6 protein-coding genes are annotated in these 6,811 nt (G+C 72.0%); 4 read left to right on the forward strand and 2 right to left on the reverse strand.

Annotated elements, in window-relative coordinates; all coding sequences use genetic code 11:
• Window positions 1-909, reverse strand: a 909-nt coding sequence (locus ACRX5S_RS03650) for a tyrosine-type recombinase/integrase (protein WP_436771252.1), incomplete at its 3' end; no start/stop codon positions are given.
• A 159-nt stretch (window positions 910-1,068) separates the two neighbouring features.
• On the reverse strand, window positions 1,069-1,950 hold the full coding sequence (locus tag ACRX5S_RS03655) for a thioesterase family protein (RefSeq protein ID WP_436771253.1): 882 nt from the start codon (window positions 1,948-1,950) through the stop codon (window positions 1,069-1,071).
• Window positions 1,951-2,386: 436 nt separating this feature from the next.
• Here ACRX5S_RS03655 and ACRX5S_RS03660 point away from each other — a divergent pair, with 436 nt between their 5' ends.
• The 4 genes from ACRX5S_RS03660 (at window position 2,387) to ACRX5S_RS03675 (ending at window position 6,796) form a co-directional block, all read left to right on the forward strand.
• The gene (locus tag ACRX5S_RS03660; RefSeq protein ID WP_436771254.1) at window positions 2,387-2,608 is read left to right on the forward strand and encodes a hypothetical protein; all 222 of its coding nucleotides are present in this window, start codon (window positions 2,387-2,389) and stop codon (window positions 2,606-2,608) included.
• 42 nt (window positions 2,609-2,650) lie between these two features.
• Window positions 2,651-3,859: a cation:proton antiporter gene (locus tag ACRX5S_RS03665; protein WP_436771255.1), complete on the forward strand. Its 1,209-nt coding sequence runs from the start codon at window positions 2,651-2,653 to the stop codon at window positions 3,857-3,859.
• 210 nt (window positions 3,860-4,069) lie between these two features.
• Window positions 4,070-5,353: a hypothetical protein gene (locus tag ACRX5S_RS03670; RefSeq protein WP_436771256.1), complete on the forward strand. Its 1,284-nt coding sequence runs from the start codon at window positions 4,070-4,072 to the stop codon at window positions 5,351-5,353.
• 480 nt (window positions 5,354-5,833) lie between these two features.
• Entirely contained in the window at window positions 5,834-6,796 is a 963-nt protein-coding gene (locus ACRX5S_RS03675; RefSeq protein WP_436771257.1) for a hypothetical protein, read from the forward strand.
• Window positions 6,797-6,811 lie beyond the last annotated feature (15 nt).

Consider the following 6,811-nt stretch of genomic DNA (forward strand, 5'->3'; position numbering starts at 1 on the left):
GTGGCGCAGGCCGTGCGGCGTCACGGCCTGGCGCCACCGTGCCGGCATCAGGCGGACGTGCCGCTGCACCATCCGCTGCACGTCGCGCGGACACATCCGCCGCCCCCGCACCGTGACGACCAGCGCCCGCGCCGCGTCCGCCCGCACCTCCGCCGGATCAGACGCCGGCGCCGCCGGACGCTCGCCCTCGCGGTACGCCGCCAACGCCGCCAACAGCGCCTCCGACAACGGCACATCGCGCGCCCGACCACCCTTGCCCCGCCGGATGTGCAGAACCCATCCGCCGTCCTCCAGCCGCCGCACGTCGTCCGTGTTCGCCGCACACACCTCCGACACCCGCGGCCCCGTCTCCGTCAGCAGCCGCAGGATCACCTCGTCCCGCAACGCCAGCCGCTGGTCCGCCCGCACCACCCCCGACGCCGCACCCGGCAGCGCCGCGGGCGACTCGCGCAACGCCACCGCCTCCTCGACGGACAGCCCCAGCCGCGCCCCCTTCGCACGCGAGGGCACGCGTACGCCCGCCACCAACTCCATCGGATCCGCCCGCACATACCCCATCTGCACCGACCACCGGAACAGCCCGCGCACCGACGCCAGCCACCGCGCCCGCGCGTGCAGGCCCCGGCCCGGCACCTCCTCGCCGTCCGGCCCGATCTTCCGGCTCCGCGAGAACCGCGCGTCCGGCGCGTTCGCGATCCGCACCACGGCCAACTCGACATCGGACGACTCGACGTCGTCCAACACCACCCCCGGCCCCACCAGGCGCGCGAACTCCTCCACATCACGGACGTACGCCGCCGCACTCGACGCCGCCAACGCCCCCATCGCCACCCGCAACGCCAGCACATCCGCGTACTCGCGCACCGCCGCGCCCACCACGACCCGGCTCAACTCCCTCGGCGCCGCCACACCCGCGTCCTCTCACCAGCTCACCAGCGACCGGCAACACAACCGGGAAAGCCAACCATGCGGAACCGACACAACCCCGACACAACACCGACACCACCCCGGCGCAACGCCGCGACGACACGGAGACGGCACAGTGACAGCGCGGACCGCGCCACGCGGCTACCGCGACGGATCGGAACCCGGGTCCGCGGCGGCGCCGGAATCCGCGTCGGCGTCGGGCCCGGCGTCCGCCCCCGGGACCGGCGCCACGAACAGCGACTGCGCCACCGAACCGAACAACCCCGCCTCGTCGAACAACCGCGTCCGCGCCACCCCCACCCCCGCGTCACCCAGCTCCATCGCCGACCGCAGGCACAACCACTCCGACACCGGCACGCGCAGCAGATGCAGCGACAGATCCAGGTTCGGCCACACGAACCGCCGCGAATCCAACTCCGCACCGATCCCCGAACCCGTGTCCGCCACCAGCACCACCCGCTCCAACGCCCCCGGCACCTCGCCCTCCACCAGCGGACGCCCGCACCGCACCCACGCCGTTGCCCGACCCGGATACCGGAACGACCCCTCCAGGAACCGCCAGTCCAGCGCCCGCCCGTACCCGAACCGCCGCGCCAACGGCTCCTGCGGCTCCGTCGGCACCGGCCCCGGCACCTCCGACGACGCCAACGCCGCCTCCGGCAACCCCGGCACCTTCGCCGCCCGCACACGCCACAACTGCGCCGACAGGCACACCCGCCCGTCCACACTCAGCTCGCCCGCCACCAACTGCACGCTCCGGCCGTCGCGCACCACGCGCACGGCCACCCGCACCTCACCCACCGGCACCGGGCCCAGGAACTCCACCGTCAGCCGCGCCGGAACCAGCTCCGGACGCGGCGCCAACCGCTCCAACCGGCCCGCCAGCAACGCCGACGGCGGCCCGCCGTGCTGCTGCTCCAGACTCCACGGCCCCTGCGTCAGCTCCGACGCCGCAAACCGCTCCGCGCCCAGCGGAACAAAAAAGGCCTCACCCGCATTGACCGCTTCCGCCGAGACGTCCACCGCGCCGACCACCCCAAACCCCCGTCCGAGAACGACCCCCGACCACCGCCCGCACACGAATGCGGCACACCGCGGCATCCCATCACACCGGCGGCACACGACACAGCGCAAAGACACGACCCGCGAACGGCGGTTGCCAGGAGGAGCGGGACGGAACAGGCGCGGAAGGGGCGGCGGGGACCCGGAGATCGGGACGAGCGAGGACGGACGAATCAACCCGCGAGCCGAGCGGCGCGCCAGGGCCCGGCAACGAGCGACCGCGACGCGTCCGGATCACCCGCCTGCACAGCCCCCACCAGCATTAATCTGACAACATCCCGGACGCAGCCGGAACCACCCGGAACCACCCGGAACCATCCGGACACCCGACCCCGAACACCCGACCCCGGACATCCCGTCCCCCCACCGAGAACACCCCCGAACCGGAGCAGCCGCCATGCCCAACCAGGTCCCCATCACCTCGACCCCCCTCCCCGGCATCGGAACCCAGTACACCCTCCAGACCCAGGGCGGACGCGCCCTCAGCATCGTCGCCGCCCGCGACGGCCGCCGCAGCCTCGCCATCTTCGAGATCGACGACCCCGACGCCTGCGGCCCCGGCGTACGCCTCACCCCCGCCGAAGCCACCGCCCTCGCCGAACTCCTCACCGGGGAGTAACAGCCACTCCGCCCACCCCGAACCGGAGCCGCGCACCCCTCCATGCACTCGGCATCACTCTTCATCCAAATCGGCGCCATCATCCTCGGCCTCAGCATCCTCGGCCGCATCGCCGCCCGCATGGGCATGTCGCCGATCCCGCTCTACCTCCTCGGCGGCCTCGCGTTCGGCCACGGAGGCGTCCTCAGCCTCTCCGAGAGCGACGACTTCATCTCCGTCGGCGCCGACATCGGCGTCATCCTCCTGCTGCTCCTCCTCGGCCTCGAATACAACGCCAAGGAACTCGTCGGGAACCTCCGCGCCGGAACCCCCGCCGGGCTCGTCGACCTCCTCCTCAACGCCACCCCCGGCTTCATCGCCGGACTCCTCCTCGGCTTCGAACCCGTCGGCTGCATCGCCCTCGCCGGAGTCACCTGGATCTCCTCCTCCGGCGTCATCGCCAAAGTCCTCCGCGACCTCGGACGCCTCGGCAACCGCGAAACCCCCACCATCCTGAGCGTCCTCGTCCTCGAAGACCTCGCCATGGCGCTCTACCTGCCGATCCTCACCGCCCTCCTCGCCGGAGTCGGGCTCCTCGGCGGCAGCATCACCGTCCTCATCGCGGTCGCCACCATCTCCGTGGTCCTCGTCGTCGCGCTGCGCCACGGCCAGACCGTCTCCAAGGCACTCTCCAGCGAGGAACCGGAGTTCCTGCTCCTCGGCGTCCTCGGCCTGACCGTCCTCGTCGCCGGAATCGCCGACCAGCTCAAGGTCTCCGCCGCCGTCGGCGCCTTCCTCGTCGGCATCGCCATCTCCGACGAAGTCGCCGAACACGCCCAGGAAGTCCTGGCCCCGCTCCGCGACCTCTTCGCCGCCGTCTTCTTCGTCTTCTTCGGCCTGTCCACCGACCCCGCCGACCTGCCGCCCGTGCTGCTCCCCGCCCTCGCCCTGGCCGTCGTCACCGCCATCACCAAGATCGCCACCGGCTACTGGGCGGCCCGCCGCGCCGGAATCGCCAAGCCGGGCCGCTACCGCGCCGGGGGAGCGCTCGTCGCCCGCGGCGAGTTCTCCATCGTCATCGCCGGACTCGCGGTCGCGGCGGGCACGGACGCCCGACTCGGGCCACTGGCCACCGCGTACGTCCTCATCCTCGTCATCGCCGGACCACTCACCGCACGGTTCGCCGAACCGGCCATGCGGCGGATGTTCGGACCCAAGCCCGCGCCGAGGCGGGCGTACGCGGACGAACGGGACCTCGACCTGTTGCCGTGACGGCGATGGGCGCGGGCCGGCGCACGCCCACGCCCGAGGGGGCACGCCCCTTCCCGCGCGGCCGCGCCCCTCCGGCACCGCGGCGCAGCGGGCGTGAGACCGGGCGGGCTGAGGGAACACCCTCGGTGGAAGATCGTGCCCACCCCGTATATTCGCCTGCACTGTCGGGTGGCGGACGGGTTCACCCGCACGATGCGGGGAGTACGGCGCATGCCGGACGGCTTTCAGGAACTGGCACGCGCGGCCGCGGGGAACGTGGTCATGGCCATGGGCACGGAAGCCTGGCCGACGGTGCGCGCCACACTGCTCGACGTACTCGGCAGGAGTGGCGACCCGGCGCCGGAGACCTGGGTCGACACGTTCGGCGGCATGATCGCCGGAGCGGAGGGCCGCGAGCAGAACGGCCTGCGCGACGCCGCGTTCGCCCGCATCGAGTCCGCCTTCACCGGCATCCTCGCCCAACGCCCCGACGCCGCAGGGGAGATCGCACGACTCGTCGTCCCGGCCTCGCCGGGGCAGAGCGGGCCCGGGGGACCGGGCGCCGCGCAACCGCTCGACTTCTCCAAGGACTCCGCGCCGGCGCCTTCGCCCCAGCCCGGCTCGCAGCCCGGCGCGCACTCCTCCCCGCACTCGGCACCGCAGGGCTTCCCGCCCCCCACGCCGCCGCAGGGCATGCCGCCGATCCCCCCGGGACCGCCGCCGTCGTACGGGGGCTCCCAGCCGTCCGGCCAGCCCATGGGCGGCCCCGCGGGCGGCCCATACGCGCCGCCGCCGCAGGGCCCGTACCCCCAGGACCAGTTCCAGTCCGGGAACTTCCAACAGGGCAACTTCCAACAGGGGAACTTCCAGCAAGGCCAGTTCCCGCAGGGCGGCCACCAGGGCCCGCCGCCCCCGATGGGCCACGGCGTCCCGGGACAGCACCGGAACCGCCCCAACTCCAACAAGATGATCATCGGCAGCGTCGTCGCCGTCGCCGTCGTGGCCGGCGCCGTCTTCGGCATCGTCGCGCTCACCGGCGACTCGGACGACGAAGACTGCCCCACCGCCGCGGGCGCAGCACACGCCGCACCGATGTCCGGCGCACTCGCCGTCGGATCCGACAAGTGCGGCGGCCCGGGCCCCGGCTCGGGTGGCAACGGCTCCGGCAGCGGCGGCAACAGCACGGGCGGCGACGCCAAGAACACCGACACCGTCACCGGGCCGTGGACCGGCACGTACGAGAACGAGGTCCCGGCCAAACTGAGCGGCGACTTCTCGCTCACCCTCGAACAGGACGGCAACCGCGTCACCGGCGAACTCGACCTCGACGTCGCCGGCTGCGACCTCTCCGGCCCCGTCACCGGCACCATGAACGGCAGCAAGATCACCCTGCGCTCCTCCGGCTCGTCCGACACCATCTCCATGCGCGGCGACCTCCTCGGCGGCCGCCTCACCGGCAAATACACAACCACCTGCAACGACGCCAGCGGCTCCTGGAAGGCCGAACAGGGCTGACGACCACCGTCGGTCTGCGGGTCATCGGCGGCCAGGTCGAGGCCGGACCAGGCGCCGGTGGTGGCCGGGCCCTCGTACGTGCGGGGCGCCGGCCCTGAGCAGGGTGCCCAGGGCGTGGAGATGGCGGGCGTTGGTCTGCTTGTCGGTGGAGTGCCGCAGATATACAAGCGGTCTGCCATGTCCCGTCCCCGGGTTCGTTCCGGAGGCACGCCGGGAGGCGACCGTGTGGGGGCGGAACGGGGAGGCGCAATCACGGATCAGGCATGACTGAATCGGTGCGCCGACTTGCGCCGTTATAGCCGTGTCGGCTCATTGGACCGGCGGGCGGGGGCTCAATCGGCCGATTCCGCCCCGCCGCGGTGTTCGACCGGCGACGTCCGATCCGACAACAACGGCTCGATCCGCGCCCACTGGACATCACTCAACCCATGGCCGTTCAACGATCGGATAATCCGAAGGGAACGCTTTAGGCTGCCCGCCATGATCGATCTCCCCCTCAGGAACGCCGAGTTGATTCGTGAGTCGGACGAGCCGGTCGCGGGTGCAATACAGAGGGTCAACGGCGGCTGGGCCCTCCACGACCGCTCGGGCAACGTCGTGCTCTTCGACACGGAACTGCGTGTCCGCGCCCGTATTCCGATCCCGGACCGCTTCCGCAAGGACGGCGCCTACAACTGGGACATCCACCCCAGCGGCGCCTGGGCGGCCTTCGCAGGCCTGCGACACACCACCTGCGTCGGGCCCGACGGCACCGTCGTCTGGGAATCCGACCACCCGGGTCTGACCAACGTGGACGGAGACCTGATCCTCGTCAGCGTGGGATTCCACCCCTTCCGCGACGAACTGCACGTCTTCCCCGGCACGAAGGACGACGACTGTTCACAAGAGGACGCCGGATACGAAAGTGCGTGCTGGGAGGTCTCCCTGCCCGACTTGGCCGTCAGCAAGGACGAGTCCCTCAGCGACGACCGCTGGGTCCTGTTCCCGGACGGCCGGCACAGGGGGCAGTCCTCCTTCGACGGGCACAACATCGACGGCTGGTGCTACCGATTCTCGGACGGGGCGTTCTCCCCAGGTTCCAGCCGCCCGGTCGACGTCCACCCCGACGGCACCATGTGGCTCGGCGAAGCGTTCGGCGGCCTCTGGATGAACCCGTTCGAACCGGATGACGAGGACGACGAAGAGGAGGAGAACGTGACGGACGACGAATGCTACGACGAGGCGTTCTTCCTCGACCGAGAGCTGGTCATCGCTGCCACTGACGGACCCGTCACTCACGAACTGCTGGCCGCCGAAACCCTGCAACGCGTCGCCCGCGTGGCCTACTCGCTCGACGAAGAGCAGTGGCAGTGGATGGCCTCCTTCGGCGACGGCACCTGGGTCACCACCAGCTTCGCGCCCGGCGCCGACAGCGCCCGGCTGCGCCACTGGCGCCTCGCCTGACGCTCGCCGCGGGGG

The organism is Yinghuangia sp. YIM S09857, assembly GCF_051388915.1.
In the GTDB taxonomy this organism is placed as follows: Bacteria; Actinomycetota; Actinomycetes; order Streptomycetales; family Streptomycetaceae; genus Yinghuangia.

What these genes read in the sequence shown, in the direction of transcription:
- ACRX5S_RS03660 (WP_436771254.1), top strand. Translation starts at nt 2,387, where the DNA reads ATGCCCAACCAGGTCCCCATCACCTCGACCCCCCTCCCCGGCATCGGA.
- ACRX5S_RS03665 (WP_436771255.1), top strand. Translation starts at nt 2,651, where the DNA reads ATGCACTCGGCATCACTCTTCATCCAAATCGGCGCCATCATCCTCGGC.
- ACRX5S_RS03670 (WP_436771256.1), top strand. Translation starts at nt 4,070, where the DNA reads ATGCCGGACGGCTTTCAGGAACTGGCACGCGCGGCCGCGGGGAACGTG.
- ACRX5S_RS03675 (WP_436771257.1), top strand. Translation starts at nt 5,834, where the DNA reads ATGATCGATCTCCCCCTCAGGAACGCCGAGTTGATTCGTGAGTCGGAC.